This window comes from Curtobacterium pusillum (assembly GCF_007673235.1).
Taxonomy (GTDB): domain Bacteria; phylum Actinomycetota; class Actinomycetes; order Actinomycetales; family Microbacteriaceae; genus Curtobacterium; species Curtobacterium pusillum_C.
In genome coordinates this window covers 18,364-45,062 of sequence record NZ_VDZH01000001.1, presented here as the reverse complement: position 1 = coordinate 45,062, position 26,699 = coordinate 18,364, and the positions used below count along the sequence as shown (strand labels likewise).

Sequence of the window (26,699 nt, the reverse complement as noted above, 5' to 3'; positions counted from 1 at the left end):
GAACGTCGCGACGTGCGCACAGACAGACGGGAGGCCCGTGGCGGATCCGCCACGGGCCTCCCGTCTGCTGGCGGTCGCGTCAGCGACCCAGGAACTTCTGCAGGCTCGCCAGCTCTTCCTCGGTCGGCGCCTTGCCGCCCTTGGCACCGCCGCCGAGCCCGAGGCCGGAGCCCTTCGGCGCCTGCTGCGGCGCGGCCGCTGCACCGGCCGCGAGGGCCGCACGCTTCGCCGGGTTGCCGACCTTGGACTTCTTCTTGCCGCCGCCCTGCTGCTGCTTCTTGCCGCCGTGCATGCCGGGGATCGGACCCATGCCGGGCATCTGCGGGACGCCACCGCGTGCGACGGTCTTCATCATCTTCGCGGCCTGCTCGAACCGGTTCACGAGGGCGTTGACCTCGGTCACGGTCGAGCCGGCACCCTTCGCGATGCGGAGTCGACGGGAGCCGTTCAGGAGCTTCGGGAGTTCACGCTCCTGCGGGGTCATCGACTGGATGATCGCCTCGGTGCGCACGATCTCGCGCTCGTCGAAGTTGTCGAGCGCCTCGCGCATGCCCTTCGCGCCCGGGAGCATCCCGAGCATGCCCTTGATCGAGCCGGCCTTGCGGAGCTGCTGCATCTGCTGCAGGAAGTCGTTCAGGGTGAAGCTGTCGGACGCGATCTTGTCCGCGACCTTGCGGGCCTCTTCCTCGTCAAAGGCGCCCTGGGCCTGCTCGATGAGGGAGAGGATGTCGCCGAGGTCGAGGATGCGGCTCGCCATGCGGTCCGGGTGGAACGGCTCGAAGTCGTCGAGGCCCTCACCCGTGGAGGCGAACATGATCGGGCGGCCGGTCACGCTGGCGACCGACAGGGCCGCACCACCGCGGGCGTCACCGTCGAGCTTCGACAGGACGACGCCGGTGAAGTCGACGCCCTCCTGGAAGGCGCGGGCGGTGTTGACGGCGTCCTGACCGATCATCGCGTCGATGACGAACAGGACCTCGTCCGGGTCGACGGCCTTGCGGATGTTCGCGGCCTGCTTCATGAGCTCGGCGTCGACACCCAGTCGACCGGCGGTGTCCACGATGACCGTGTCGTACTGCTGGTCGACCGCGGCCTTGATGGCGTTCTTCGCGACCTTGACCGGGTCGCCGATGCCGTTGCCGGGCTCCGGTGCGAAGACGTGCACGCCGGCCTGCTCGCCGACGACCTGCAGCTGCTGCACGGCGTTCGGACGCTGGAGGTCCGCCGCGACGAGCATCGGCGTGTGGCCGTCCTTCTTGAGCCACTTGCCGAGCTTGCCGGCGAGGGTGGTCTTGCCGGCACCCTGCAGACCCGCGAGCATGATGACCGTCGGCGGCTTCTTCGCGAACTCGAGGCGACGCTGCTGCCCGCCCAGGATGCCGACGAGTTCCTCGTTGACGATCTGGACGACCTGCTGCGCCGGGTTGAGCGCGCGGTTGACCTCGTCGGAGAGGGCGCGCTCGCGCACTGCTGCAGTGAACGCCTTGACGACCTCGAGCGCGACGTCGGCGTCGAGGAGCGCCCGCCGGATCTCGCGGACGGTGCCGTCGACGTCGGACGGAGTCAGCCGACCCTTGCTCCGCAGATTGCGGAAGGTCTCGGTCAGCCGATCGGAGAGTGAACCGAATTGCGCCATGATCCGTCGATTCTACAAGGGCGTCGGACGGTTCACCGCAGGAGCACCCCTTCGGCCACCGTGACGGTCTGCCCGAGCCCGACGTCGACGACCACTGGAGCGGTCGACGGCGCGCGGTCGAGGGTCGGGAACCACTTCCGTCCGGGCGACACCAGGATGAGCAGACCGTGCACGTCGCCGACGGGTGCGAAGTCCGGGCCGGGCGCGTTCGCGTACGGCTCGAGTCCGTGTCGACGCAGCGTTTCGACGGCAACCGAGACGTCGGGCACCGCGACGCCGACCTCGCTGACCGAGACGAGCGGGGCCGGGTCCGCAGCGCCATTGGGACTGAGGTCACGCCGCTCGATGAGTTCGAGCAGCTGTCGGTCCGGCCCCTCGAAGTACACCGAGCGCGAGTTCCAGTTCGGCGGGCCCTCGAACTCGTCGGAGTCGTCCACGCCGAGCACCGTCGCGACGCCCGCGATCCACGACTTCGCCGCCGCGAACGAACCGGTCGGGATCGTGAACGCGAGGTGGTGCGCGCCCGACATGTCGTCGTGCGCCCGGAAGGCGAGTCGTGTCGAGCCGACGGTGACGTGTGCAGCATCCCGGTCCACGACGACCGGGCGGCCGAGTCGCTCGTAGAAGTGTGCCGTCTCGTCGAGCGCCCGGGTCGCGAGCTGGACCTGTCTGATCTCCATGCCCCCACTCCACCTCTTCAACCGGGGTTGAGGTCAACCGTTCCGTCCCATCGCACGCGCTGTAGGAAGCCGAACTGCGCGTAGGAGGCAGGAACGCCCTGCCTCCTATGCGCAGAACAGCGCCCTACGAGCGAAACGACCTCCCACGCGCGAAACAGTCTCACCCCACAGGCCGTCGCCCTTTGTTGGACGGAGTACAGAAACTGTCGTAGCCTGTCGCCCATGCCGGAACTCGAGATCGTCCGACGGCCGGGTCTCCTCGACTACGCCGAGGGACTTGCCCTCCAGCAGCAGCTCCGCGCCGACGTCGTCGCGGGCCGCTCCCCGGGGGCCCTCGTCCTCTGCGAGCACCCGTCCGTGTACACCGCGGGCCGCCGTACCGAGCCGTCCGACCTGCCGACCGACGGCTCCCCCGTGGTCGAGGTCGACCGCGGCGGACGCATCACCTGGCACGGCCCAGGGCAGCTCGTGGCGTACCCGATCGTCCGACTGGCCGAGCCGCTCGACGTCGTGGCGTGGGTACGCGACCTCGAGCAGGTGATCATCGACGCAGCCGCCGCCGTGGGGGTGCACGCCGAACGGGTCGAGGGCCGGAGCGGCGCCTGGACCAGCCAGCGTGGCGGACGCGCCGCCGAGGCCGCCACCACCGCGAAGGTCGGCGCCGCCGCGAAGGTCGGCGCCATCGGGCTGCACGTGGCCGAAGGCGTCACCAGCCACGGCATCGCGATCAACTGCACGAACGCACTCGACGCCTACGCCGCGATCGTCCCGTGCGGCATCGCCGACGCCGGCGTCACGACCCTCAGCGCAGCCGCCGGCCGCACGACCTCCGTGGACGAGGTCGCCGCGGTGGTCGCCGACCGCACCCAGGCCGCGGTCGACGGCATGCACACCAGGAACCGGATCAGCAGCACCGCACGACAGGAGACCCTCGTATGACCCTCGCCCCCGAAGGCCGCCGGATGCTCCGCGTCGAGGCCCGCAACGCCGAGACCCCGATCGAGACGAAGCCCGGGTGGATCAAGACCCGTGCCACCCAGGGCCCGGAGTTCCGCGAGCTGTCCGCCCTGGTCAAGGACAAGCAGCTGCACACCGTCTGCCAGGAGGCCGGCTGCCCGAACATCTTCGAGTGCTGGGAGGACCGCGAGGCAACCTTCCTCATCGGCGGCTCCCAGTGCACGCGCCGCTGCGACTTCTGCCAGATCGACACCGGCAAGCCCGAGCCGCTCGACCGCGACGAGCCCCGGCGGGTCGCGGACTCCGTCGTGTCGATGGGGCTGAAGTACGCCACGGTCACCGGTGTCGCCCGCGACGACCTGGAGGACGGCGGCTCCTGGCTGTACGCCGAGACCATCCGTCAGATCCACGAGCACTCCCCCGGCACCGGCGTGGAGATCCTCGTGCCGGACTTCAACGGTCGCCCGGACCAGCTCGGCCAGGTGTTCGATGCCCGGCCCGAGGTCTTCGCGCACAACGTCGAGACCGTGCCGCGCATCTTCAAGCGCATCCGCCCGGCCTTCACGTTCGAGCGCTCGCTCGACGTCATCACGCAAGGTCGTGACGCCGGGCTCGTCACGAAGTCGAACCTCATCCTCGGCATGGGCGAGGAGCGCATCGAGATCGAGGACGCCCTGCAGCGCCTGTACGACGCCGGCACCGACATCATCACGCTGACGCAGTACCTCCGCCCGTCGCCGCGCCACCTGCCGGTCGCCCGCTGGGTCAAGCCGGAGGAGTTCGTCGAGCTGCGCGAGGTCGCGGAGCAGATGGGGTACGCCGGCGTCCTGGCCGGGCCGCTCGTCCGCTCGTCGTACCGCGCCGGACGCCTGTGGGCACGCGCCACGGTCGCCCGAGGCGGCACGGTGCCGGAGCACCTGTCCCACCTGCTGGACGCAGCGCCGGGCCGCCAGGCGGTCTGACCAGCGGCCTGCGGTCCGCAGACGCGACAGCACGACGGACGGGAGGCGCGGTGCCAGCTGGCACCGCGCCTCCCGTCCGTCAGGTGGTCGCGTCGAGACGCGACAGCCGGTCGCTACGCGCGACCGCGGATGCTCCGGAGGAGCCAGCCGATGACCGCCAGCAGGATGAGCACGATGCCCACCCAGAGCAGGAACTTCAGCGCACCGACGAAGATGCCGCTGAAGAGCAGGACGAGGCCGACGATGATCGCGATGATCAGCAGTGCGGGCATGAGGGTCTCCTATCCCTGGAACGAGACCGAGCGGATGCCCGGGCCGACAGGGACGCTACTCGGAATCAGCCCACGAGGTTCTGCACGAACACGTGCGGGGTGAAACCGGTGAGGTCGTTGATGCCCTCGCCCTGCCCGATCAGCTTGATCGGGATGCCGGTCTTCTCCTGCACGCTCAGCACGAACCCGGCCTTGGCCGACCCGTCGAGCTTCGTGATGACGAGCCCCGTGACGCCGGCACCCTCGATGAACGCCTGGGCCTGCGCCAGACCGTTCTGCCCGGTCGTGGCGTCGAGGACGAGCAGGACCTCGCTGATCTCGGTCTGCTTCTCGACCACGCGCTTGATCTTGGTGAGCTCGTCCATCAGCCCGGCCTTGGTGTGCAGGCGACCCGCGGTGTCGATGACGACGATCTCGGTGCCCTCGCGGATGGCCTTCTCGACCGTCTGGTAGGCCACCGATGCCGGGTCCTGGCCGGGCTGTGACGGCCGCACCACGTCGACGCCGGCACGCTGCGCCCACGTCGCGACCTGCTCGACGGCTGCGGCACGGAAGGTGTCCGCCGCGCCGACCAGCACGGTGCGGTCGTAGGTCTTCAGGAACTTGGCGAACTTGCCGATCGTGGTCGTCTTGCCGACGCCGTTCACCCCGACGACGAGCACGACGGCCGGGCGCGCACTGAGCTTCAGGGTGGTGTCGAGCTTGGAGAGCCGTTCCTCGAGGACCTCGCGGAGCATGCGCTGCAGGTCGGCGGGGTCGGTGGTGCCGTACCGGTCGACGCGGGCGTGGAGGTCCTCGATGATCTCGTCCGCGATGTCCGGGCCGAAATCCGCACCGATGAGGGCCGTCTCGAGGTCGTCCCACGTCGTCTCGTCGATCGTCTTGCGCTGGAACAGCCCGCGCAGCCGGGAGGACAGTGACCAGGAACTCGCCATGCTCCCAGCTTAGAGCGCGGCGCATGTCTCCTGTGCCCGGTATGCTCGGGGACACGAAGGGGAGTATTCCTCCTCGGTGTCCCCGTCAGTACGGTCCGGAACGATCCGGACCCGGGGCGCCGGTCGGTCGGGCAGCAGCACAGCCCGCCGGCGGAAGAGACCTTCAGGCCTCGGCGTACCCACCACCTGGTTGCGCCCTCACCTGAAGGAATTCCGTGGACGTCCCTCTCTACGTCTGGCTCCTCACCATCGCAGGCATCCTCGCGCTGCTGGTGTTCGACTTCTTCTCGCACGTGCGCACGCCGCACGTGCCGCACATCAGGGAATCCGCGTTCTGGTCGGTGTTCTACATCGGCCTGGCGATCGTGTTCGGCATCGGAATCCTCGTCTTCGGTGGCGGTCAGGCCGGTGGCGAGTACTTCGCCGGCTGGCTCACCGAGAAGGCGCTGTCGGTCGACAACCTGTTCGTGTTCCTGATCATCATGTCGAGCTTCGCGGTGCCGAAGGAGTTCCAGCAGAAGGTGCTGCTCGTCGGCGTCGCGATCGCCCTGGTGGCCCGCGGCGTGTTCATCGCCCTCGGCGTGACGATCATCGACAACTTCTCGTGGGTGTTCTACCTGTTCGGCGCACTGCTGTTCTGGCTCGCCTGGTCCCAGGCCCGCAGCAGCGGTGAGCACGACGCGTCCGAGGGCGACTCCCGCCTCATCCGGATCCTCCGCCGCGTCATCCCGACCTCGAAGGACTACGACGGCGACCGCCTGACCACCAAGGTCGACGGCAAGCGGCTCTTCACCCCGATGCTGCTCGTGATGGTCGCGATCGGCCTGACCGACGTGCTGTTCGCCCTCGACTCGATCCCGGCGATCTTCGGCCTCACGCAGGACGCCTTCATCGTGTTCACCGCGAACGCGTTCTCGCTCCTCGGCCTCCGCCAGCTGTACTTCCTCATCGCGGGGCTGCTCGAGCGGCTCATCTACCTCGGCCAGGGGCTCGCCGTCATCCTCGGCTTCATCGGCGTGAAGCTCGTCTTCCACGCCATGCACGTCAACGAGCTCCCGTTCATCAACGGTGGCGAGCACATCGAGTGGGCTCCCGAGATCCCGATCTGGTTCTCGCTGGGCTTCATCATGCTGACGATCGCCGTCGCGACGGTCGCGTCGCTGGTGGTCTCGAAGAAGCGCGCCGAGCGCGGGCTCACCCCGACGGGCTCGCAGAAGACGGTCGAGGCCGACGCGAAGTAGTCGCGACCCCTCCTCGGACTGGAGGCGCGGTGCCAGCTGGCACCGCGCCTCCCGTCCGTCTGCCGGTCGCGGCCATGTCGCGAAAGCGACTCATCGCGGCTGCGGCCCCGGTCCCGTCCGCCGAAGCGACAGATCGCTGCGGAACGTTCGCGGAGATCTGTCGCTTTCGCGGTGGGGCAGGGGCGGCACCGCGCTACGCGACCGCGTCCACCGGCTCCGGCTCGCGCTTCTGGACGCGCTGCCCGACGACCGCCGAGACGCCGTCCTGCCGCATCGAGACGCCGTACAGCGCGTCGGCGATCTCCATCGTGCGCTTCTGGTGCGTGATGACGATGAGCTGCGACGACGCCCGGAGCCGCTCGAACACGGTGAGCAGGCGCCCGAGGTTCGCGTCGTCCAGTGCCGCCTCGACCTCGTCCATGATGTAGAACGGCGACGGTCGGGCCGTGAAGATCGCCACGAGGAGCGCCACCGCCGCCAGGGACCGCTCGCCACCGGACAGCAGCGTCAGGCGGTCGATCTTCTTGCCCGCGGGCTTCACCTGGACCTCGAGACCGGTGTTCAGCAGGTCGTCCGGGTTCGTGAGGGTGATCGACCCCGTCCCGCCCGGGAAGAGGATCGGGAAGATGACGTCGAACGCTTCCTTGGTGTCGTCGAACGCCGACTCGAAGATCGTCTGCATCTTCGTGTCGAGCTCGTCGATGATCGTCATCAGGTCCGTGCGGGTCTTCTGCAGATCCTCGAGCTGCTCGGCGAGGAACGCGTGCCGCTGCTCGAGCGCCTGGAACTCCTCGAGCGCGAGGGGGTTCACCTTGCCGAGCTGCCCGAGGTCACGCTCGGCGGACTTGAGCCGGCGCTCCTGCTCGGCCCGGTTGTACGGCACGGTCTCGACGTCGGCGGGGTCGACCTCGTCCGTGGCGTCGAACTCGGGCAGCGCCGGGCCGCCGGGAAGGGTGGACTCGGCGTCGACGAGCTCGGGCACGTCGTCGGCGTCCGTCACGGTCTCGGCGTCCGTCGAAGCGTCGGTCTCGGTGTCGGTCTCGGTCTCGGTGTCGGTCGCGTCCGTCTCGGGCTCGACGCCCGCGGCCTCCGCCGCCGCGGCGGCCGCGGCCCGTTCGGCCTCGCGGTGCTTCCGGGCGAGGACCCTGGGGTCGACGAGCACGTCGACCGGCACCGGCACGTGCGGCCCGTACTCCGCGACGAGCACGGCCTCGACCAGGCCGAGCTCGCTCTGCGCCCGGTCGAGCACGCCGGACACGTGCAGCTTCTTCTCGTAGATCTCCATCTCGAGCGAGTGCACCCCGTCGGTGATGGTCTGCAGTCGGTCGCGGAGCTCGCGCTCCTCGTTCCGGATCGTCTGCAGCTCGGTGTTCCGCTTCGACCGCTCGGACTCCTCGGTCGCGAGCTGTACGCGGGCCTCGGCGAGCGAACGGTCCACCGCGCCGAGCAGCCCCGGCAGGTCGGCGAGCACGCCCTCGGCCACGGCGATCTGCCCGCGTCGGACGACCGCGCGGCGAGCGGCTTCCTCGGCGGCGGCGCGTTCGGCCTCGAGCTGGCGCTCCAACTGGTCGGCCCGGCGGCGCTCCGAGCGCACCCGTTCGCGAACGGTCTCGACCTGGATCCGCTGCTCGATCTCCGCCGCACGCGCCACCTCGAGCGCGTCCTGGAGGCCCGGGCGTCCGGACGCGTCGACCACGGGTCGCGGCCGTTCGGTGAACTCGCGGTGCGTGCGTTCCGCCTCGTCGAGCGTCGCCTGGGCCGTCTCGACCGCACCGTCCGTCTCGACGAGGGCAGCCCTGAGCCGCTCCACCTCGGCCGCGGCGTTCTCCGCCTTCGCACGCGTCGACGCGCTCGCCCGGTCGTACTCGGCCGTCGCCTTCGCGTACGCGCGGGACGCGGCGTCGGCCTCGTCCGCCCGGCGGCGTGCGTCCTCGACGGCGCTGCGAGCGGCCTGGAGGCGCGTGGCCGCGTCCTCCGCGTCGCTCGCGATGGCCTCGCGCCGGGTCACGGCGTCGTCGCGCTCCGCGACGAGTTCGATGCGGGAGGTCACCCGCGCACCGCCGCCGGTCACGCGGACCGCACGGACCAGGTCACCGGACCGCGTGACGACCGTCGCCTGCGGGGCGGCGGTGAGCACTGCCTCCAGGTCGACCGCATCGTCCGTGTCCGCGTGAGCGGAGGCGTCCGCGATGAGCGTGTCCCGCAGGATCGCGGCGAGGGCCGGCGGCCCCTGCACGACGTCGAGGGCGCGACGGACCCCGGCGGGCAGCCGATCGGGCAGCGCGCTCGTCGGGCCGGGGGCATCGGCGACGACCACGTCGATGCGGCCGATGTCCTCCGAGCGGGCGTGCGCGACGGCGTCGAGCGCGACCGTGCGGTCGTCGACGAGCACGGCGTCGGCGAGGCCGTCGAGGGCGACCGCGATCGCTCCCTCGAAGCCGGGCGTGACCGTCAGGCTGTCGGCCAGACGACCGACGATGCCGGCGCGACCGGCGTCGATGAGCGCCTGCGAACCGTCACGCACGTCGATCGACATGCCGAGCGCGGCCACGCGGGCGTCGAGGGCGTCCCGTTCGCGTTCCAGGGCGTGCAGCCGGTCGCGGCGTTCGTCGCGAGCGGTCTGGGCTGCCTCCTGCTGCTCGCGGGCGGCCTCGAGCGCCGAGGCGAGCGCCGCGTCGTCCACGCCCTCGGACGGGTCGGTCCCGAGCTCGGCGAGGGCCGCAGCAGCACGCTCGGCGCGCTCCCCGGCCTCGGTGAGCGCCCGTTCCCGGCGCTCCCGGTCCGCGACCGCCGAACCGCGCTTCGACCGGGCGACGTCCACCGCGGACGCGAGCCGCTGGGCCTCGAGGTCGTGCTGGGAGACGAGGGCTGCCTGGGCGGCGATCCGCTCGTCGAGGGCGTCGAGCGCGGCCCGGGCCTCCTGGACCTGCTGCGCCGCGGTCGCCATGCCGCCCGTCATCGCGGCCGCCTGGGCCTCGAGCCGGTCGGCCTCGTTCCGGACGCCCTGCACCCGCTCGGGCGTGATCGTGGGCCCCTGCTGTGGTGCGTCTGCCTGCTGGGCGAGGAACATCAGGCGCTGGTTCGCCAGGCTCGACAGCCCGCGGAGCCGCTCCTGCACGCTCTCCAGCCGGTGCACCACGGTCCGGGCGCGGTCGACGTCGTCGCCGACCATGCTCTGCTCGACGTGCTGCTGTCGCACCCGCGTCTGGTCGAGTCGCTCCTGCAGGACGATGCGCTCGGACTTGCGGCCGGCCTCGACCTCCTGGTGCTCGTGCAGCTCACGGCGGAGCCGGACCACGTCGTCGGCGAGGATGCGTGCCTTGGCGTCACGGGCGACCGCGGCGACGGACTGCGCCTTGCGAGCGACCTCGGCCTGGCGACCGAGCGGCTTCAGCTGCCGGCGGATCTCCCCCGCCAGGTCGGACAACCGCGTCAGGTTCGTCTGCATCGCGTCGAGCTTGCGGAGGGTCTTCTCCTTGCGGCGCCGGTGCTTCAGGATGCCCGCTGCTTCCTCGATGAAGCCGCGGCGGTCCTCCGGGGTGGCGTGCAGGACCTTGTCGAGCTGCCCCTGCCCGACGATGACGTGCATCTCGCGGCCGAGGCCGGTGTCGCTCAGGAGCTCCTGGACGTCGAGCAGCCGGCAGTTCTCCCCGTTGATCGCGTACTCGCTGCCACCGTTGCGGAAGAGCGTGCGCGAGATCGTCACCTCGGAGTACTCGATCGGCAGCAGGCCGTCGGCGTTGTCGATCGTCAGGAGCACCTGCGCGCGCCCGAGCGGCCCACGCGTCGAGGTGCCGGCGAAGATGACGTCCTCCATCTTGCCGCCGCGGAGGGTCTTCGCCCCCTGCTCCCCCATCACCCAGGCGAGGGCGTCCACCACGTTGGACTTCCCGGAGCCGTTCGGACCGACGATGCACGTCACGCCGGGCTCGAACGCGAACGTCGTTGGCTGCGCGAAGGACTTGAACCCCTTGATGGTCAGGCTCTTCAAGTACATGCGGTCTCCGGGTGTGCTCGCTCGTGCGGCGATTGCGGTCCGCGCCAGCGTAACGCCCGAGCGCATCGAGAGTCGGCAGGCGCTCCATGCGCCGAGAACATATCGAACCTCGCTACGGCACTGGGATCCTTCCTGCACACATCACCCTTCGCCCCTAAAGCTTGATTACAGAGTTTGCAAGACGACGTTCAGCCCCTACCTGTGTCGTGTAGAAGCGCTGCTCAATCCCGAACAGCAGCATTTTCAACTCTTCATCAGTCTGAATGAGGAAGGTTTGCGCTGCCTCGTCATAGTCGAGACGACCGTCGCCGTACTCACTGATATAATCGAAGATCTCCTTCTTCTCATCATCAGTCATCTGGTCGAGAGACGCGGCAGCGAGCGCGATACGCTTCCTGTTTGGTTTCGACACGCCACTGACCGCGAGATCGCTGGCGACAAAACTCTGCCCTAAGAAGGTTTCCACCTCCGCGGATGTTGCCTCTTGATAAAGGACGTCAATACCTTTGAAAATAGCCGAGATTGCTACCAGATCCCGGAAAAGAAGGGTGTTCTCGGAGGCAACAAACACTGCATCCGGACGCTCGTTGAGAACGATCCTGTTGCGAGGCTCCTCAACCAAGGCAACATCGCCGAAAACTATGGACCGCCTGCGTATGAAGGCAGCCGGACGGACACGTTGAAAGTGGAAATTACCACCCTGGACCGACATCACATAAGAGATCTTGCGGAACTCATCCTTTTTCAACTCTGCCACACTCGTCGAAGCAAGGCCATCACGCAGTACGTCCAAGGAAAAATCTTGGTCGCGGAAGTCTTGGAGTGCAAACCACTCTCCCTCTTCCAGAAGCGTGTTCGGATCGTACGGCGCGCGAGCACTCAGTCCCAGGTCGGCCTCATCGAATAGCGTCGAATTCGACATAATGCGGCGGTAGGGTGCTACGCGCTGCCTTTGCAGCTTCGCGTACACGTGATCCATTTCAAGCCTTTCCATGAATGAACGTGAAGCCATTGACGCGATGCGCAAACTTCACATACACCTGTGCCGGCGTCCGCCAATCGGCCTTGCTTATAAGGAACGCTTCCAGCCCATCGATCGTCCGGATCGAATAAAAGCGGTAACCATACAGTAGAAATAGGGGATTGAAGTAAAGCGCTTGAGAGAAGTAAGTGAACACTGACAGTATCGCGTAAACAAAGATCAACGTTGGCCAATTCGGGACACTCAGCGCCACAAAAAAGTACCCTAAGTAACTTGGCAGAAAAACATTACTCGCATGAGACAGTGATGTAACACTTCCCACTGGGAAATTATCAGCGGTCAATCGACCCGCAAGTTTAACACTGACCCCCGTCGACAGTAGCGGTACCAGAACGAGACTGACCGGCAACGCATAGCCCCAAGGATTGGGTGAGTCTGCGTCAAAACTCACGCTCTTGACGAAATAAATGACTAACAGTAGCGATGTTGCGTTGAAGGTCAGCAATGCGCGCAGCAGAATCAACAAGTCGAGTACCCCCAAGTCCCTCGTAAAGCTATAAGAACGTGCGCCCGACGTCAAGCGCTGCGCCTCGCAAGCGCGGATACGGCAGTCAAGGTGGATAACTACGGGACGCTATATCGTAGCGGTGCCACCAACGACTTTCGGGGCGCTAGTTCAATGAACCAGGCGTGTATGTCGTTAGGTGTTCCGAGCCGTCGAGAGTTCCAGTTCTGCTAACGCCTGCGCGACCGAGGGGCGGGTTGGCACACGGGGCAGATGTGGCTCGACCGGTTCATGAAGGCCTCACGGACGATCGTCGTCCCGCAACGCGGGCATGCCTTCCCCTGCTGTCCGTACACGTTCAGCCGCTGCGAGAAGTACCCGGACTGCCCGTTCACGTTGACGTACTGCGCGTCGAAGCTCGTGCCGCCGTCCTCGAGCGCCCGTGCGAGGACGCTGCGGACCTCGTCGAGGAGCAGCTGCAGCGACGCCCGCGGCAGCCGGTCGGCCGGTCGGCCGTAGTTGAGCTTCGCGGCCCACAGCGACTCGTCGGCGTAGATGTTCCCGATGCCGCTCACCACGCCCTGGTCGAGCAGCACCCGCTTGATGCCGCTCGATCGCTTCCGTGCCATCCGGACGAACCGGTCGTCGTCGAACGCGGGGTCGAGCGGGTCCCGGGCGATGTGCGACACCTGCTTCGGGATGTTCCGGCGCCACACGGCGTCGGGGTCGGCGCCGTCGACCTGACCGCCGAAGCCCGCGGGCGCGCCGTCGATCGTCGGGACCATCTGGTCGATCGCCATCGACCCGAAGGTGCGCTGGTCGACGAACTCGAGCTCGACCGGGGGCTCCGGTGTCCCGTCGCGGTCGGTGCCGGCGGGCTGCACGTCGATGAGGATCCGGCGGTGCTTCGCCGCCTCGCGCCCCCGACCCAGCAGGATCTGGCCGCTCATCCCGAGGTGCGCGACGAGGGCCTCTGGAGCGTCGCCGTCGCGCTCGGGCTGCAGCGGCATCCAGAGGAACTTGCCCCGGCGGACCGCGGCGGCGATCGTGCGGCCGGTCAGCCGGTCGGCGAAGTCCTCGGCGGGCCCGTCGTGCCGGGTGAGGGCGCGGTCGTCGACGACGTCCACGTGCAGCACACGCGCACCGCTGACGGCGGGTTCGAGGCCGGCGCGGACGACCTCGACCTCGGGGAGTTCGGGCACGCGGTCAGGCCGCCCGGCCGGAGAGCCGCGTCCACGCCTCGAGCGCGGCGGCCATCTCGGCGGTCTTCTTGCTCGACCCGGAGCCGGTGGAGACGTCCTCGCCCTGCAGCACGACCGTCGCGTGGAAGGTCTTGTCGTGGTCGGGACCGGCTTCGGTCACGCGGTACGACGGGTTGCCGAGCGACAGGCTCGACGCGAGCTCCTGCAGGCTGGTCTTGGGGTCCATCGCGGCACCGAACCGGTCCGGGTCGACCAGCAGCGGTTCGACGAGCCGGAGCACGAGGTCGGTCGCCGGGTCCGGGCCGGCGGACAGGTACGTGGCGCCGATGACGGCTTCCACGGTGTCGGCCAGGATCGACGACTTGTCGCGACCGCCGGTCTGTTCCTCGCCCTTGCCGAGGCGGAGGTACGCGCCGAGCCCGATCATGCGGGCTATCTCGGCGAGGGCCACCGTCGACACCAGGCTCGCCCGCCGCTTGGCAAGGTCACCCTCGTCGAGCTCGGGGAACGACCGGTAGAGCTTCACGGTCACGGCCTGGCCGAGGATGGAGTCCCCGAGGAACTCGAGGCGTTCGTTGTGCCCGATGCCACCGTGCTCGTACGCGAACGAACGGTGCGTCAGGGCGAGCTGGAGCAGCTCGAGGTCGATGTCGGCCCCGAGCTGCTCCCGCAGACGAACGACGTCCGGCCCCACGGGGCGGGACCCCGTAACGCCGGACGTCGCTGTCATGCGTGCGGTCCGATCAGACGTCGGCGACCTTGCGGCCCTTGTACTCCATGTACAGGGGGGTGCCGGCGGAGTCCTCGACGACCTTGGCACGGTGCGGGAGGCTGTAGGTGACCTTGCCGTTCTCGATCGTCTTCACGAGCTGGACCGGCGCGGCCTTCCACTGCGAACGACGGGCGTGCGTGTTGGCACGGGACTGCTTGCGCTTGGGAACGGCCATGGTGGTTCTCTTTCGGTTGGTCGGTGGTCAGTGTCGAGGGACGGGCGGTCAGTCGGCCTGGTCGGCTTCGGACCGCTCCTGACCCTCGGTGGTCTGGGTGTCGGTGCTGTCGGACGTCAAGGACTGCAGGGCAGCCCATCGCGGGTCCAGGACCTCGTGAGCGCGCTGCTCGCCGATGTCGGCCAGTCGCTCACCCGTCACCGGGTCGAGTCCTGGGCAGTCCGGTCGACAGACCGGCTGGAACGGCAGCGCCAGCACCACCGCATCTCGAACGACCTGTTCACAATCCACGTGGTCATCGTGAACGAAGAAGTCGAAATCCTCCGAGGCATCATACGCGAACAGCTCGGCGAAATCGACCTCAACGGGTTCGCTGATCTCGATGAGGCAGCGCGAGCACTCCCCCGCAGCCTCGGCACTCGCGTGCCCGGACACCAGGACGCCCTCGTGCAGGCCCTCGAGGCGGAGGTCGATCTGCATCGACGCGCCCTGTCGGACGGCGATGACGCCGGCCCCCATCGCGTCCGGCACCTCGATGTCGAGCGTGTGCTCGCGCATCTCACCCGGCCGGTGCGCGAGATCGCGCACGCGCAGGGCGTAGGGGCTGTTCACGTGGGAAGACACGGTCGACAAGCCTACATCGCTCCGGCCCACGAGTCGAGGCAGGGGCGGGCGTGTCCCGTTCCGTCCGGCGATCAGCGGCCGGTGTGCTCGTGCAACGCCGCGGCCACCACGGCCGGGACGTACGGGGCGACGTCGCCGCCGAGCGAGGCGACCTGACGGATGAGCGAGCTCGACACATGCGCACGGGACGCCTCGGGCAGCAGGAACACCGTCTCGACGTCGGCGAGGTGCCGGTTCATGATCGCCATCGGGGTCTCGTACGCGACGTCCTCGCCGGAACGGACACCCTTGACCAGGACCGTCGCGCCGACCTGCCGGCAGTAGTCGACGAGCAGACCGGAGGTCCACTCCCCGACCCGGACGTTGTCGGGGACGCCGGTCTCGACGAAGGACTCCTCGATGAGGCGCACCCGGTCGACGGCGTCGAACATGGCGGGCTTCTTGTCCGGGTTGTGCACGACGAGCACGTGCACCTCGTCGAACAATCCCGCCGCACGCCCGATCACGTCGAGGTGCCCGAGGGTCACGGGATCGAACGAACCGGGGACCACCGCGATCTGCGCCATGGCAGTGACGATACCGGTCGTCCCCGGGCGTCCGGCTCGATCAGTTCTTGCCGAGGAACGCGGCGTCCGACTCGTCGAGCCGCCGGGCCAGGGCCTCGCGCAGCGCCGGGTGGCCCTCGAGCTGCGGGTCGGGCTCGAGGACGCGCTCGGCTTCTTCGCGCGCGTCGATGATCAGGTCGGCGTGCTCGACCACCCGCAGCAGGTTGAGCGACGACCGACCGCCGGACTGCCGTTCACCGAGGACGTCGCCTTCGCGCCGGAGCTCGAGGTCGACCCGCGCCAGCTCGAAGCCGTCGTCGGACGCCGACACCGCGTCGACCCGTTCCCGCGAGGTCGTCTCGGCCTCGGCCGCGGTCACGAGCAGGCAGACGCCCGCCCACTGCCCGCGACCGATGCGTCCGCGGAGCTGGTGGAGCTGCGAGACCCCGAACCGGTCGGCGTCGAGGACCGCCATCATCGAGGCGTTCGGCACGTCGACGCCGACCTCGATCACGGTCGTCGCGACGAGGACGTCGACGTCGCCCGCGGCGAAGGACGTCATGACGCGGTCCTTCTCCTCCGAGGTCATACGGCCGTGCAGCACCTCGATGCGGCGGCCGGCGAGCACCGGCATGGTCCGCATCCGTTCCGCCGTGGCGAGCACGGTGGCAGGGGCACGCTTGGGGGCGTCGTCGCTCTCGGGGTCGGGCTCGCCGTCGTCCTCGGTGTGGGCGTCGTCGATCGCGGGGCACACCACGAAGGCCTGCCGCCCGTCGGCGAGTTCCTCGGCCATGCGGGTCCAGATGCGGGACTCCCAGCCCGGGTGCTCGGCGAGCGGCACCGTGAAGGTCTCGACGCCGGCGCGCCCGGAGGGAAGGCCCGTGATGGTCGAGACGTCGAGGTCGCCGAACACCGTCATCGCCACCGTGCGCGGGATCGGCGTCGCGGTGAGGACCAGCACGTGCGGCGGCGTCACGCCCTTCGTGCGGAGCGCCTCGCGCTGCTCGACACCGAAGCGGTGCTGTTCGTCCACCACCACCAGCCCGAGCTCGGCGAAGTCGACCCGGTCGCCGAGGAGCGCGTGCGTCCCGACGACGAGCCGGGAGCTGCCGGACGCCGCGGCGAGCAGGGCACGGCGGCGTTCGTCGGTGGACTGCGAGCCGGTGAGGATCACCGGTCGGAGCTCCGCCGCGAGGTCGGGGCCGAGGAACTTCACGATCGACCGGAGGTGCTGCGCCGCGAGCACCTCGGTCGGGGCGATGAGCGCGGACTGCCCGCCCGACTCTGCCACCGTGAGCATCGCGCGGATCGCCACGAGGGTCTTGCCGGAACCGACCTCGCCCTGCACCAGGCGGTGCATGGGCCAGTCCGCCGCCAGGTCGTGCGCGATCTCGGCGCCGACCGACTGCTGGTCCTCGGTGAGGGTGAACGGCAGGGTGGCGTCGAAGCGCGCGAGGGTGCCGCCAGGCGACGCCGTCCGAGGAGTGGCAGCCGTCGCCCGCGCGGCGATGCGGCGCTGCACGAGGGCGGTCTGCAGGACGAACGCCTCGCGGTAGCGCAGCGCGTCCTGAGCGCGCTTGAAGTCCGCGACCTTCTCGGGGCGATGGAGCAGTTCCAGGGCGCGACGGAACGGCACGAGGTCGAGCCGCGTCCGCACGCGACCGGGGATCGGGTCGGGGACGTCGGGCAGGGTGTCGAGCACGATCGCCATCGACTTGGCGATCTGCCACGAGGTCAACGTCGACGTCGCCGGGTAGATCGGGATCGGCTGGCGCGAGAAGCGGATCGCTTCCTCGGACTCGGGGTCAGCGGTGGCCCGGGGGTCGTCACGGTCGAACAGCTCGTAGTCCGGGTGCGCGAGCTGTCGAGCACCCCGGTAGTCGCCGACCTTGCCGGAGAAGATGCCGCGGGCACCGGGCACCAGGTCCTTCGTCCGCCAGCCCTGGTTGAAGAACGTCAGGGTCAGCAACCCCTTGCCGTCGCCGATCTTCGCTTCGAGGATCGACCCGCGCCGGGCACGCATCGTCCGTTCGCGCACGTCGACGACCTCGGCCACGATCGTCACGGACTCGCCGATCGCCAACGAGTCGAGCGCCGTCAGGGCCCCGCGCTCGGCGTACCTGCGTGGCGCGTGCTCGAGGAACTCGCCGACCGTGCGGTACCCGAACGCCTTCTCGACGGCGGCCGCCGTCCGGCCGCCGAGGACGTTCGCCAACCGCGCGTCGAGCGGTGCGGGACCGAGGTCCGGCACCGCCGGCTCGGTTGTCGTTCCGGTCGTGACCACACGTCAACGGTACCCGGCAGGACCGACGTGCCCCGCGCCTCCAGGCAGGCCTGTGGACAACTGCTGGAGCACCCGGCGGCCCGCTACGGTGGCTGCATGACCCGCATCATCGCCGGCGCCGCCGGTTCCACGACGCTCCGGGTGCCGAAGTCCGGCACCCGACCGACGAGCGACCGGGTGCGCGAGGCCCTGTTCTCGTCGCTCGAGGCACGTGGGCTGGTCGACGACACCTCGGTCGCGGACCTCTACGCCGGAACGGGTGCGCTCGGGCTCGAGGCAGCGTCGCGCGGTGCGGTCGAGGTGGTGCTCGTCGACCGTGCCTCGGCGGCGGCACAGGCGTGCCGTGCGAACGCGAAGGCCGTGCAGCAGCGCGTGCCGGGCGTGCGGATCGACGTGCAGCCGCAGCCCGTGCTGGGGTACCTGCGCGGGACCGTGCGGACGTTCGACCTGGTGTTCATCGATCCGCCGTACGACGTCACGGAGCACGAGATCGCCGAGGTGCTCGAGGCCCTGGTGCCGCGCCTCACGAAGGACGCCGTGGTGATCGTGGAGCGGAGCAAGCGCTCGGCGGAGCCCGCGTGGCCCGCGGGGCTGGAGCCGTTCAGCAAGCGCAGCTACGGCGAGACCGTGGCGTGGGAGGCCGTCGTCTCGGCCGAGTAGGCGTGGCGGACGCCGCCGGGGGCGCGGCGCGGTCGTCGCGCGCCTGTTGGCTGTCGCCCTGAAGCGACGTCTCCGTTGTCGTACGACGTCCGCGATGTCGCAAGCACGCCCGTGCAACAGTCGCAGGCGCGCGGTAGCGACGAATCCGCTGTCGTACGACATCGACGATGTCGTTCCGGGACGGCGCCGGCGCCTGCCGGCTCGTCAGCCGGCGGCGCCGTCCCAGTCGGCGTACGGATCCCAGCCGGTCGTCGGCACGGCGACACCCCCGCGCACGAGGTCCGCGTCGCCGCGGTCGAGCACGACGCCGATCCGTCGGAAGCCCCCGGGCAGCGCTGTGTCGGGCGGGAAGGTCGCGAGCAGGCCGTGGTCCTCGCCGCCGTGCAGCGCGACCTCGTCGAGGACAGCACCGTCGAGCGCGGCCTCGAGCGAGAGCGTCACCCCGCTGGCGCGGGCGAGCCGCCCGGCGTCGATCGCCAGGCCGTCGGAGAGGTCGAGCATCGCCGTCGCACCGGTGGTGGCGGCCAGTGGCCCGTCGGCGATGGGCGGCACCGGGCGCCGCTGTCGTGCGACGTCCGGGTCGGCATCGGCGCCGCTCGCGAGCGTCGCGGCACGGGACGGCTCGCCGGCGGCGTCGACGCCCTCGTGGAACAGCCGGGTCAGGCCGCGAGCCGCTCGGCCGAGCTCGCCGGACACGGCCAGGACGTCGCCGACGCGGGCACCGGACCGGAGCACCGGATCGTGTCCGAGCAGATCACCGAACGCCGTCACGGACACCGTGAACGTCGCCGAGGTGGACAGGTCCCCGCCGACCACGCCGCAGCCCGGCGAGAGGGCGTCCACGGCCAGGCGCACCCCGTCGGCGAAGGACTCGAGGACCGCGACCGGGGTGTCCTGGGGCGCCGCGAGCGCGATGACGAGTCCGGACGGCACGGCGCCCATCGCACAGACGTCGGAGAGGTTAGTGGCGGCGGCCTTCCAGCCGACGTCCTCGGGCGACGACCACGCCCACCGGAAGTCCGGACCGTGGACCATCATGTCGGTGGTCACGACGAACCGGCCGTCCGGGGCGGCGACGACTCCGCAGTCGTCACCGGGGCCGAGCAGCGGCGAGCCGGCGGGCAGCCGTCGCACGATGCGGTCGAGGACGACGAGTTCACCGAGGTCCCCCACGGTCGGTCCGGCCCAGGCGTCGTACGTCGCGTCCACACGAGAACGGTAGCCTGGACGTCGATGGACACCGTGCGCCGACCCTCCCGGACGATCGCGATCTTGGGCGTCGTCGTGGCACTCGCCGCCGGGCTGACGGGCTGCACGAACGCCGTCGCGATGTCTCCCGCACCCTCCGCGAACGCTGCCGCGTGCGCCGCGGCCCAGGTGCGCCTGCCGGCCGCCGTCGACACGAAGTTCGACCTCCGCAACACCAACGCGCAGTCGACCGCCGCGTGGGGCGACCCGGAGGCGGCGATCTACCACTGCGGCGTCACGGTGCCGACGGTGTCCGACCTGCCCTGCTTCGACCAGGGCGGCGTCGACTGGATCCGGGACGACCGCGGAAAGCAGATCGTCTACACGACGTTCGGCCGCTCCCCCGCCGTGCAGGTGGTCATCGACACGTCCCTGACCACGTCGCAGGTCGTCCAGGACCTGACGGACGCTGTCTCGACGTTGCCGAAGGACGGGCACAAGTGCCTCGACGCGTCCGAGGTGCAGGGCTGACACCAGCCCGCCGGTCAGCGGACCGCTGCCCACCTCAGGTCAGCGGACCGCTGCGCGCCCCAGCTCGATGAGCTCCGCCACGAGTTCGGCGTAGGAGACCCCGGAGGCCGCCCAGCACCGCGGGTACATCGACAGCGGGGTGAACCCCGGCATGGTGTTGACCTCGTTCACGACGAAACCGTCATCGGTCAGGAAGCAGTCGACCCGGGCGAGACCGGCGCCGCCGATCGCCTCGAACGCGCGGGCGCCGATCGACCGGATCTCGTCCGTCTGCGCTTCGGTGAGCGGCGCCGGGCAGAGCAGGGACTCGTCCCCGCCGAGGTACTTCGACTCGAAGTCGTAGAACCCGGCCTCGTCGACGACGATCTCGCCGGGCAGGCTCGTGCGCGGGACGCCGTCGCGACCCTCGAGCACGGCGACCTCGACCTCGCGGCCGATGACCCGCGGCTCGACGATCACCTTGGAGTCGTGCTCGAACGCCAGGGCCATCGCGGCACCGAGCTGCGACGGCTCGTCGACACGGGACACGCCCATGCTCGACCCGGCGCGGGCCGGCTTCACGAACAGCGGCCAGCCGTGCGCCGCGACGGCCTCGGCAACGTCCACCGGGTCGGCAGCCCACTCACGGCGGAGCACCGTGGTCCACGGCGCGACACGGAGACCGGCGTGCTCGAGGACGGCCTTCGCGACGTGCTTGTCCATGGCGAGGGCGCTGGCGAGCACCCCGTCGCCGACGTACGGCAGGCCGGCGATCTCGAGCAGCCCCTGCACCGTGCCGTCCTCGCCGAACGGGCCGTGGAGGATCGGGAAGACGATGTCCACGGCGATCGTCGTGACCGAGCCGTCCGGGTGCGACACGACCAGTTCGTTCGTGGCCGGCGACGTCGGGAAGGCAACGCGCGTGCCGTTGTCCGGGACGGTCGGCAGCGCGCCGTCGCGGATCGCCAGCTGCGCCGGGTCGTCGGGCTGGAGCGTGAACGCGCCGTCCTTCGTGATGCCGACGGGGACGATCTCGTACACGGACCGGTCGACGACGTCCATGATGCCGCCGGCGGTCACGCAGCTGATCTCGTGCTCGCTGGAACGGCCGCCGAACAGCACGGCGACGGTCGTCGGAGCGGGAGCGATCGTGGGCATGGCAGTCCCCCTGGTGGTCGGGACCGGACCGGTCACTCGCCCTGGGGCTCGTCGGTCTCGGTGAGGTGCGGCGCGATGTTGCGCGGATCGAGCCTACCCGCGAGGACCTCGGCGACCTGCCCCACGATGGGCATGTCGACGCCGTTGGCCGCGGCCAGCTCGAGGATCGGGGCGACGGACGCCAGACCCTCGGCGGTCTGGTTCATCTGCCGCACGACCTCGTCGAAGCGGTACCCCTGACCGAGCAGGCGCCCGGCGGTGTTGTTCCGCGAGAGCGGCGACTGGCAGGTGGCGATGAGGTCGCCGAGCCCGGCGAGCCCGGCGAGTGTCGATGGCTGGGCGCCGAACGACGCCGCGAAGTCGGTCATCTCTGCGAGGCCGCGGGTGATGATCGAGGCCTTCGTGTTCTCGCCGTAGCCGACGCCGTCCACGATCCCGATCGCGACGGCGATGAGGTTCTTCAGCACGCCGCCGAACTCGGTGCCGATCACGTCGGTGTTGATGAACGAGCGGAAGTAGGGGTTCGTCGCGACGGCGGCGACGGCGCTGGCGGTCTCCGAGCTGGTCGAGGACACCACTGCCGCGGTCGGCTGCCGTCGGGCGATCTCGAGGGCGAGGTTCGGCCCGCTCGCCACGGCGATCCGGTCGCGGTCGAGGCCGAGGCCCTCGTGCAGGACCTCACTCATGCGCAGCCCGGTCGTCTTCTCGACGCCCTTCATCAGGCTGACGACGGGCACGTCGGGGCCGAGCAGGTCACGGATGGCGGCGAGGTTCGACCGCAGCGACTGCGACGGCACCGAGACGTAGACCTGCTCCGCGCCGGACAGCACCGACTCGAGCGACGTCGACGCGGTGAGGGTGCGCGGGAGGTTGATGCCGGGCAGGTACTCGGAGTTCCGCTTCGTCTCGGTGATCTCGCGCGCGACCTCGGGGCGGCGGGCCCACAGCACGGTCTGCGCACCGCCCTCGGCGAGGACCTTCGCGAAGGTGGTCCCCCAGCTGCCGGCACCGATGACGGCGACACGCGGCTTGTCGGTCGACTGCATGACGACGCGGATCGCAGCGGTGTCGACCGCGCCCGGAGCGGCGACCGCGGGGTCCGGGTGGTCCTCGTGCGGGCGGAGGCCCGGTCCCTGGTCACTCAAACTTGCCGGTCTCCTTCTGGTTGTTCGCCGCCGGGTCCCAGCGGGTCGCCGGTGCCTGTTCGCCGCGGAGCTGCTCGAGCAGCGCCGTGATGCGCTGCATGAGCACTTCGGTGGCCTCGACGAGCATCTGCTGGTCGATCGGCCGCCCGCGGTAGGCGGACAGGTCGACGGGGTCGCCGACGATGACGTCCACGCGCGAACGCGGGAACAGCCGGAGCTTGTTCGAGTACCGCGCCATGATCCCCTGCGTGCCCCAGTGGGCCATCGGGATGAGCGGCACGTCGTTCTCGAGCGCGATCCGGACCGCGCCGGTCTTTCCGCGCATCGGCCACAGGTCCGGGTCACGGGTGAGCGTGCCCTCGGGGTAGACGATGATCGCCCCGCCCTGCTCGATGAGCGACCGCCCGCCGCCGAGCGGGTCGCTCAACCGCGTGCGACCGGAGCGCTCGACCGGGATCTGCCCCATGCCGGACATGAGCTTGCCGAAGACGGGGACCTTGAAGAGCGACGCCTTGGCGAGGAACCGCGGCGCACGTCGGCTGAGGTACACGGCGGTGCCGACCACGAGCGGGTCGATGTTCGTGAAGTGGTTCGGCGCGAGCACGAACGCACCGTCCTCCGGCAGGCGGTTCGGGCCCACCCAGTGGTAGTTCGACGAGAACCGGAAGACCGGGATCACGACCGAGGCGGTGATGCGGAACGCGCGGTTGAGTTCCCCGCGCTTCCATCGTCGCCCAGGCACCGGCAAGCCGGTCGCGACCGACGTGCCGGACGCACCACGCGCCTCCAGGCCGTCACCAGGACGCGACGGACCGTCACCCGACTGCGGAGCCGACACCGCGCTCAACCAGCGAAGTCGAAGTCGGCCCCGAGCTTCCGCAGCTTCGGGATGAAGTGCTCGTAGCCGCGGCTGATGATGCCGACGTTCGTGATGTGCGACTCGCCCTCAGCGGTCAGCGCCGCAATGAGGTGGCTGAAGCCGCCGCGCAGGTCGGGGACCCGGACGTTCGCGGCGTGCAGCGTCGTCGGGCCGGTGACGACCGCGGCCTGCTCGAACGGACGGCGGGCGACGCGACGGTCGTGACCGGGCAGCCCCTCTTTGTGCACGACGATGTCGGCACCCATCTCGTTGAGGGCGTCGGTGAAGCCGAAGCGGTTCTCGTACACGGTCTCGTGCACGATGCTCTGGCCCTCGGCCTGCGTCAGGGCGACGACGAGCGGCTGCTGCCAGTCCGTCATGAAGCCGGGGTGCACGTCGGTCTCGATGACGACGGGCTTGAGGGTCTCGAGCTCCCGGTAGAACCGGATGCCGTCCTCCTGGATGTCGAACCCGCCGCCGACCTTGCGGAAGACGTTGAGGAACGTCATGAGCTCCTGCTGCTTCGCGCCCTCGACGAAGATGTCGCCGTTGGTCGCGAGCGCGGCGGAGGCCCAGCTGGCGGCCTCGTTGCGGTCGTTGATCGCGCGGTGCGTGTAGCCGCGGAGCGACTGGACGCCCTCGATGAAGATCACGCGGTTCGGCTCGACCGAGACGATGGCGCCCATCTTCTGCAGGATCGCGATGAGGTCCATGATCTCGGGCTCGATCGCGGCGTTCCGCAGCTCCGTGACGCCCTCGGCGAGGGTCGCGGAGAGCAGGACCTGCTCGGTCGCGCCGACGCTCGGGTACGGCAGCTCGATGTACGCGCCCTTGAGGCCGTTCGGCGCGGTCAGGTGGATCCCGTTGACCTGCTTGTCGACGACGGCGCCCATCGCGCGGAGCGCGTCGAGGTGGAAGTCGATCGGACGGTCGCCGATGCGGCAGCCGCCGAGGTCGGGGATGAAGGCCTCGCCGAGCTTGTGCAGCAGCGGGCCGCAGAACAGGATCGGGATGCGGCTCGAACCCGCGTGGGCGTCGATCTCGGCGAAGTGCGCCGACTCGACGTTCGACGGGTCGAGGATGAGTTCGCCTCGTGCAGGATCGGTGATGCGCACGCCGTGCACTTCGAGCAGCCCGCGGACGACCTTGACGTCGGAGATGTCCGGGACGTCCTTGAGGATCGACGGGGTGTCACCGAGCAGCGACGCCACCATGGCCTTGGTCGCGAGGTTCTTCGCCCCGCGGACCTCGATCCGCCCCACGAGCGGCTTGCCCCCGCGGATGACGATCTCGTCCGACTTGAGGCCCACGCGCGCCCCGGCGGCTGCTGCGTCCTGTACGAGAGAGTTCACTACTTCACCGGCAATGTCTTCGGCCGCCAACTGGAGCGGCGGGATTCGAACTCCGTGATCGAGGTCTCGTCACGGAGGGTGAGCCCGATGTCGTCGAGCCCTTCCATCAACCGCCAACGAGTGTAAGCGTCGATCTCGAACGGGATGTCCACATCGCCGAGCGACACGCGCTGGCCCACGAGGTCGACCGTCGCGGACACCCCGGGGTTCCGCTCGATCTCGGCCCAGAGCGCCTCGACTTCCGATTCGGTCACGATCGCGGTGACCAGGCCCTGCTTGCCCGCGTTGCCCTTGAAGATGTCGGCGAACCGGGGCGAGATGACGACCGCGAAGCCGAAGTCACGGAGCGCCCAGACGGCGTGCTCGCGGCTTGACCCAGTGCCGAAGTCCGGACCGGCGACGAGCACCTTCGCGCCCTGGTACTCGGGCTGGTTCAGCACGAACTCCGGGTCCTGCCGCCAGCCGGAGAACAGGGCGTCCTCGAAGCCGGTCTTCGTGACCCGCTTGAGGTAGACCGCGGGGATGATCTGGTCGGTGTCGACGTTCGACCGCTTCAGGGGCGCGGCGATGCCGGTGACGGTGGTGATCTTGTCCATCAGATGGCCCCTTCCAGGACGGTTTCCACTTCGGAGTTCTCGAGGTCCCACGGGCTGGACAGCGTGCCGCGGATCGCGGTGGCGGCGGCGACGAGCGGCGACACCAGGTGGGTGCGCCCGCCCTTGCCCTGGCGCCCCTCGAAGTTGCGGTTCGAGGTGCTCGCGCAGCGCTCCCCCGGTGCGAGCTGGTCGGGGTTCATGCCGAGGCACATCGAGCACCCGGCGAACCGCCACTCGGCGCCGAACTCCTTGATCACGACGTCGAGCCCCTCGGCCTCGGCCTCGAGCCGGACCCGGGCGGACCCCGGCACGACCATGACCCGCACCCCGTCGGCCTTCTTGCGGCCCTGGATGATCGACGCGAAGGCCCGGAGGTCCTCGATCCGTGAGTTCGTGCACGACCCCATGAACACCGCGTCGACCGCGATCTCCTTCATCGGGGTACCGGCGGCGATGTCCATGTACTCCAGCGCGCGCTGTGCGGCGGCCTGGTCGTTCGGGTCGCTGTAGTCGGCGGGGTTCGGCACGTTCTCCGAGAGCGAGACGCCCTGGCCCGGGTTGGTGCCCCAGGTCACGAAGGGCTCGAGCTCGTCGGCGTCGATGAAGACCTCGGCGTCGAACACGGCGTCGTCGTCGGTCGACAGGGTGTCCCAGTACGCGACGGCGTCGTCCCAATCCTGGCCGGTCGGGGCGTGGTCGCGACCCTGGACGTAGTCGTAGGTGGTCTGGTCGGGGGCGACCATGCCAGCGCGGGCACCGGCCTCGATCGACATGTTGCAGATCGTCATGCGCCCCTCCATCGAGAGCGCACGGATCGCCGAGCCGCGGTACTCGAGTACGTAGCCCTGCCCGCCGCCGGTGCCGATCTTCGCGATGACGGCGAGGATGATGTCCTTCGCGGTGACGCCCGGGCGCAGCGTGCCCTCGACCGTGATGGCCATCGTCTTGAAGGGCTTGAGCGGCAGGGTCTGCGTCGCGAGGACGTGCTCGACCTCGGACGTGCCGATGCCGAACGCCATCGCGCCGAACGCGCCGTGGGTGCTGGTGTGCGAGTCGCCGCAGACGACCGTGATGCCGGGCATCGTCAGGCCGAGCTGCGGACCGACGACGTGGACGATGCCCTGCTCCTTGTCGCCGAGCGAGTGCAGGCGGACACCGAACTCCTCGCAGTTGCGACGGAGGGTCTCGATCTGGATGCGGCTGGTCGGGTCCGCGATGGGGCGGTCGATCGCGAGGGTCGGGGTGTTGTGGTCCTCGGTCGCGATGGTCAGGTCGAGGCGCCGCACCGGACGGCCGGCCTGACGCAGGCCGTCGAACGCCTGCGGGCTCGTGACCTCGTGCACGAGGTGGAGGTCGATGTAGAGGAGGTCCGGGTTCCCATCCTCGCCCTTGACCACGACGTGGTCGTCCCACACCTTCTCGGCGAGCGTCTTTCCCATGACCTCGACCTCCTCGTTCTCGT

The 26,699-nt window shown here is 69.7% G+C and carries 25 protein-coding genes; 5 read left to right on the top strand and 20 right to left on the bottom strand.

Annotated features, from left to right (window positions below):
- Positions 1 to 79 precede the first annotated feature (79 nt).
- The gene (gene ffh, locus FS532_RS00230; protein WP_144749330.1) at positions 80 to 1,636 is read right to left on the bottom strand and encodes a signal recognition particle protein; all 1,557 of its coding nucleotides are present in this window, start codon (positions 1,634 to 1,636) and stop codon (positions 80 to 82) included.
- Positions 1,637 to 1,668: 32 nt separating this feature from the next.
- Positions 1,669 to 2,316 carry a VOC family protein gene (locus FS532_RS00225; protein WP_144749328.1) on the bottom strand — a complete coding sequence of 216 codons (648 nt, stop codon included), beginning with the start codon at positions 2,314 to 2,316 and terminating at the stop codon, positions 1,669 to 1,671.
- A 222-nt stretch (positions 2,317 to 2,538) separates the two neighbouring features.
- Between FS532_RS00225 and lipB the strand changes: the two genes are divergently transcribed.
- Both lipB and lipA read left to right on the top strand, forming a co-directional pair.
- Complete coding sequence (lipB, locus tag FS532_RS00220; protein WP_144749326.1) at positions 2,539 to 3,255, top strand: lipoyl(octanoyl) transferase LipB; 717 nt, start codon at positions 2,539 to 2,541, stop codon at positions 3,253 to 3,255.
- Positions 3,252 to 4,235 carry a lipoyl synthase gene (gene lipA / locus FS532_RS00215; RefSeq protein WP_144749325.1) on the top strand — a complete coding sequence of 328 codons (984 nt, stop codon included), beginning with the start codon at positions 3,252 to 3,254 and terminating at the stop codon, positions 4,233 to 4,235. The genes lipB and lipA overlap by 4 nt, the downstream gene beginning before the upstream one ends.
- 113 nt (positions 4,236 to 4,348) lie before the next feature.
- Here the strand turns inward: lipA and FS532_RS00210 are convergent, their stop codons facing one another.
- Together FS532_RS00210 and ftsY are read right to left on the bottom strand one after the other, a co-directional pair.
- A complete protein-coding gene (locus FS532_RS00210) occupies positions 4,349 to 4,507 on the bottom strand; it encodes a DUF4175 domain-containing protein (RefSeq protein ID WP_137767577.1) in 159 nt (52 codons plus the stop codon).
- A gap of 65 nt (positions 4,508 to 4,572) precedes the next feature.
- The gene (gene ftsY, locus FS532_RS00205) at positions 4,573 to 5,442 is read right to left on the bottom strand and encodes a signal recognition particle-docking protein FtsY (RefSeq protein WP_144749323.1); all 870 of its coding nucleotides are present in this window, start codon (positions 5,440 to 5,442) and stop codon (positions 4,573 to 4,575) included.
- Between the two features lie 215 nt (positions 5,443 to 5,657).
- Here ftsY and FS532_RS00200 point away from each other — a divergent pair, with 215 nt between their 5' ends.
- Positions 5,658 to 6,683, top strand: coding sequence for a TerC family protein (locus FS532_RS00200; RefSeq protein WP_144749321.1), 1,026 nt, complete (start codon positions 5,658 to 5,660; stop codon positions 6,681 to 6,683).
- A 193-nt stretch (positions 6,684 to 6,876) separates the two neighbouring features.
- On the opposite strand, the gene FS532_RS00195 is transcribed toward FS532_RS00200, so the two are convergent.
- From FS532_RS00195 to FS532_RS00155, 9 genes are all read right to left on the bottom strand, one after another.
- On the bottom strand, positions 6,877 to 10,680 hold the full coding sequence (locus FS532_RS00195) for an AAA family ATPase (RefSeq protein WP_144749319.1): 3,804 nt from the start codon (positions 10,678 to 10,680) through the stop codon (positions 6,877 to 6,879).
- Positions 10,681 to 10,834: 154 nt separating this feature from the next.
- The gene (locus FS532_RS00190) at positions 10,835 to 11,650 is read right to left on the bottom strand and encodes an ATP F0F1 synthase synthase (protein ID WP_186321844.1); all 816 of its coding nucleotides are present in this window, start codon (positions 11,648 to 11,650) and stop codon (positions 10,835 to 10,837) included.
- A gap of 10 nt (positions 11,651 to 11,660) precedes the next feature.
- The gene (locus FS532_RS00185; RefSeq protein WP_222121912.1) at positions 11,661 to 12,203 is read right to left on the bottom strand and encodes a hypothetical protein; all 543 of its coding nucleotides are present in this window, start codon (positions 12,201 to 12,203) and stop codon (positions 11,661 to 11,663) included.
- A 194-nt stretch (positions 12,204 to 12,397) separates the two neighbouring features.
- Complete coding sequence (mutM, locus tag FS532_RS00180; protein WP_144749315.1) at positions 12,398 to 13,369, bottom strand: bifunctional DNA-formamidopyrimidine glycosylase/DNA-(apurinic or apyrimidinic site) lyase; 972 nt, start codon at positions 13,367 to 13,369, stop codon at positions 12,398 to 12,400.
- Positions 13,370 to 13,373: 4 nt separating this feature from the next.
- Positions 13,374 to 14,099: a ribonuclease III gene (gene rnc, locus FS532_RS00175; RefSeq protein WP_260852428.1), complete on the bottom strand. Its 726-nt coding sequence runs from the start codon at positions 14,097 to 14,099 to the stop codon at positions 13,374 to 13,376.
- A 13-nt stretch (positions 14,100 to 14,112) separates the two neighbouring features.
- On the bottom strand, positions 14,113 to 14,316 hold the full coding sequence (gene rpmF, locus FS532_RS00170; RefSeq protein ID WP_022905230.1) for a 50S ribosomal protein L32: 204 nt from the start codon (positions 14,314 to 14,316) through the stop codon (positions 14,113 to 14,115).
- Between the two features lie 48 nt (positions 14,317 to 14,364).
- Positions 14,365 to 14,970, bottom strand: coding sequence for a YceD family protein (locus FS532_RS00165; protein ID WP_313957225.1), 606 nt, complete (start codon positions 14,968 to 14,970; stop codon positions 14,365 to 14,367).
- Between the two features lie 41 nt (positions 14,971 to 15,011).
- Positions 15,012 to 15,506 carry a pantetheine-phosphate adenylyltransferase gene (gene coaD, locus FS532_RS00160; RefSeq protein ID WP_144749313.1) on the bottom strand — a complete coding sequence of 165 codons (495 nt, stop codon included), beginning with the start codon at positions 15,504 to 15,506 and terminating at the stop codon, positions 15,012 to 15,014.
- A gap of 40 nt (positions 15,507 to 15,546) precedes the next feature.
- Positions 15,547 to 17,736, bottom strand: coding sequence for an ATP-dependent DNA helicase RecG (locus FS532_RS00155; RefSeq protein WP_144750692.1), 2,190 nt, complete (start codon positions 17,734 to 17,736; stop codon positions 15,547 to 15,549).
- 129 nt (positions 17,737 to 17,865) lie between these two features.
- On the opposite strand from FS532_RS00155, the gene FS532_RS00150 reads away from it, so the two are divergent.
- A complete protein-coding gene (locus FS532_RS00150; RefSeq protein WP_144749311.1) occupies positions 17,866 to 18,429 on the top strand; it encodes an RsmD family RNA methyltransferase in 564 nt (187 codons plus the stop codon).
- Positions 18,430 to 18,633: 204 nt separating this feature from the next.
- Here FS532_RS00150 and thiL read toward each other — a convergent pair whose 3' ends face one another.
- On the bottom strand, positions 18,634 to 19,638 hold the full coding sequence (thiL, locus tag FS532_RS00145; protein WP_144749309.1) for a thiamine-phosphate kinase: 1,005 nt from the start codon (positions 19,636 to 19,638) through the stop codon (positions 18,634 to 18,636).
- 24 nt (positions 19,639 to 19,662) lie between these two features.
- Here thiL and FS532_RS00140 point away from each other — a divergent pair, with 24 nt between their 5' ends.
- Positions 19,663 to 20,148, top strand: a complete 486-nt coding sequence (locus tag FS532_RS00140) for a DUF3515 family protein (RefSeq protein ID WP_144749307.1) — start codon at positions 19,663 to 19,665, stop codon at positions 20,146 to 20,148.
- A gap of 39 nt (positions 20,149 to 20,187) precedes the next feature.
- Here the strand turns inward: FS532_RS00140 and FS532_RS00135 are convergent, their stop codons facing one another.
- The 6 genes from FS532_RS00135 to leuC all read right to left on the bottom strand — a co-directional run bounded on the left by FS532_RS00135 (position 20,188) and on the right by leuC (position 26,676).
- Positions 20,188 to 21,285: a D-alanine--D-alanine ligase family protein gene (locus FS532_RS00135; RefSeq protein ID WP_144749305.1), complete on the bottom strand. Its 1,098-nt coding sequence runs from the start codon at positions 21,283 to 21,285 to the stop codon at positions 20,188 to 20,190.
- 32 nt (positions 21,286 to 21,317) lie between these two features.
- Positions 21,318 to 22,331 (bottom strand): NAD(P)H-dependent glycerol-3-phosphate dehydrogenase, encoded by a 1,014-nt coding sequence (locus FS532_RS00130; protein WP_144750690.1) that lies wholly within the window; start codon positions 22,329 to 22,331, stop codon positions 21,318 to 21,320.
- Positions 22,332 to 22,422: 91 nt separating this feature from the next.
- The gene (locus tag FS532_RS00125; RefSeq protein ID WP_260852426.1) at positions 22,423 to 23,172 is read right to left on the bottom strand and encodes a lysophospholipid acyltransferase family protein; all 750 of its coding nucleotides are present in this window, start codon (positions 23,170 to 23,172) and stop codon (positions 22,423 to 22,425) included.
- 101 nt (positions 23,173 to 23,273) lie between these two features.
- Positions 23,274 to 24,641: a UDP-N-acetylglucosamine 1-carboxyvinyltransferase gene (murA, locus tag FS532_RS00120; RefSeq protein WP_144749303.1), complete on the bottom strand. Its 1,368-nt coding sequence runs from the start codon at positions 24,639 to 24,641 to the stop codon at positions 23,274 to 23,276.
- The gene (gene leuD / locus FS532_RS00115; protein WP_144749301.1) at positions 24,641 to 25,237 is read right to left on the bottom strand and encodes a 3-isopropylmalate dehydratase small subunit; all 597 of its coding nucleotides are present in this window, start codon (positions 25,235 to 25,237) and stop codon (positions 24,641 to 24,643) included. Before leuD ends, murA begins: the two co-directional genes overlap by 1 nt.
- Complete coding sequence (leuC, locus tag FS532_RS00110; RefSeq protein WP_144749299.1) at positions 25,237 to 26,676, bottom strand: 3-isopropylmalate dehydratase large subunit; 1,440 nt, start codon at positions 26,674 to 26,676, stop codon at positions 25,237 to 25,239. Before leuC ends, leuD begins: the two co-directional genes overlap by 1 nt.
- Between the last annotated feature and the right edge of the window lie 23 nt (positions 26,677 to 26,699).